The following is a 1,851-nucleotide window of genomic DNA, read 5'->3' as shown; positions in this document are numbered from 1 at the left end:
GCACACAGCCCGACCTCGCGGCCGGGCACGCGCTCGCCGCGCTCCTCGGGCAGCCGAAGCTGCCCGTCGTGCGGGGGAGCGCCGCGCAGGACGCCGCCGCCGCGCGCGCCCCGGTGCTGGCGAGCGTCGAGTCGGCGCCGCTGAGCACGATCATCGAGCAGATGCTCGACGAGTCGGACAACGTGCTCGCCGAGACGCTCGGCCGACAGGTGGCGATCGCCGTGCACCAGCCGCCGACGTTCCTCGGCGCCGCGGCAGCCATCCGATCCGTGCTGCGCCGGCTCGGTGCCGACCCGGGCGGCGCGTTCGTGGACGCGAGCGGGCTCGCCCGCCGCGACGCCGTCACTCCCGCGACGCTGGTCGCGGTGCTGCGTCTCGCCGACCGCACGCCCCGATTGCGGGCGCTGCTCGGTGCGCTGCCGGTCGCCGGGTGGTCCGGCACGCTGGCGCAGCGCTACCGGTCACCGGCGGCACGTGCGGCGCAGGGACTCGTCCGGGCCAAGACCGGCACCCTCACCGGCGTGTCCTCACTGGCCGGCGTGGTCCACGATCGCGCGGGTGCGCTGCTCGGGTTCGCGTTCATCGCGAGCCGTGCCGGGCCGACCCCGGCCGCCGAAGCGGCGCTGGACGTCGCGGTGGCGCGACTCGCCGGGTGCGGCTGTCGCTGAGTCTCAACGGGCCGACCGGGCGTGCTCTGGGTAGCGTGGGCTCATGGCGTCGCTCATCGACTGGGACGTAGCAGTGCGCTCGGCGAAGCGATTTAGCCCGACCTCGCCGGGTGTTTCCCGACGCGAGGCCGACGAGGTCGTCAACGCCCTTTACCGCGCGAGCGCCGACGCCGCCGACCACGTCGCGCAGCTGACGCACCTGCAGGAGCCGCCCGTCACCGCGGCCACGCGCGTCGTCGACCGCGCCGCGTGGGTCGAGGCCAACGCGGGTGGCATGGCGACGATCATGGACCCGCTCGTCTCCCGGCTGACCGAGGAGAACCCGGTCGGCAAGGTCGCCGAGCGGGTGGGTGGCCGGCTTACCGGGGTCCAGGTGGGACTGGTGCTGGGCTTCCTGTCCGGCAAGGTGCTCGGCCAGTTCGAGTTCTTCGACCGGCCCGGCGGCCAGCTGATGCTCGTCGCGCCGAATCTCGTCGCGGTCGAACGGCAGCTCAAGGTCGACCCGGCCGACTTCCGGCTGTGGGTGTGCCTGCACGAGGTGACGCACCGGGTGCAGTTCACCGCCGTCCCGTGGCTGCGCCAGCACATGCTCGACGAGGTCACCGCGCTGACCGACACCGTGGAATCCGACCCCGCCGAACTGCGCCGGCGGCTGTCCGGTGCGGTCGGCGAGCTGGTCAAGGTGGTGCGCGGGCAGGGCGACGGCGCCGGTGTGGTCAGCGTGCTGGCCAGTCCCGAGCAGCGCGCCGTGCTCGACCGCGTCACCGCCTTCATGTCCCTCGTCGAGGGCCACGCGGAGTACGTCATGAACTCGGTGGCCGATTCCGTCATCCCCACCCAGAAGACGATCGAGAGCCGTTTCGCATCGCGGCGGCGCAAGGGCGGCAATCCGCTGGACCGGTTGCTGCGCCGGCTGCTCGGCATGGAGGCGAAGACCCGGCAGTACGTCGACGGTTCCGCGTTCGTGCGCGACGTCGTCGGCCGGATCGGGCTCGACGACTTCAATGCCATCTGGACCTCACCGCAGACGCTGCCCACCAAGGCCGAGATCGCCGAACCGCAGCGCTGGATCGCGCGCGTGCACGCCTGACCGTGCCGACCGCCCTCCCGCACCTCTCGTTGATCAACAGTAGGTTTCGGTCGCTCTGGCGACCATTTCCTACTGTTGATCACCGGGGTGGGG

At 72.6% G+C, this 1,851-nt stretch carries 1 protein-coding gene and 1 pseudogene; both read left to right on the top strand.

The features are described 5' to 3' along the window. Positions 1–14: 14 nt before the first annotated feature. Positions 15–668 (top strand): annotated as a pseudogene (gene dacB, locus ACFFCN_RS18665) (D-alanyl-D-alanine carboxypeptidase/D-alanyl-D-alanine-endopeptidase); the annotation flags it as partial. Positions 669–711: 43 nt separating this feature from the next. Then, positions 712–1,758 carry a zinc-dependent metalloprotease gene (locus tag ACFFCN_RS18660; RefSeq protein ID WP_375494118.1) on the top strand — a complete coding sequence of 349 codons (1,047 nt, stop codon included), beginning with the start codon at positions 712–714 and terminating at the stop codon, positions 1,756–1,758. The last annotated feature ends 93 nt before the right edge of the window (positions 1,759–1,851 follow it).

It is taken from the genome of uncultured Jatrophihabitans sp. (assembly GCF_964246335.1).
GTDB lineage: Bacteria > Actinomycetota > Actinomycetes > Mycobacteriales > Jatrophihabitantaceae > Jatrophihabitans.
This window is presented reverse-complemented; position numbering and strand designations above follow the sequence as displayed.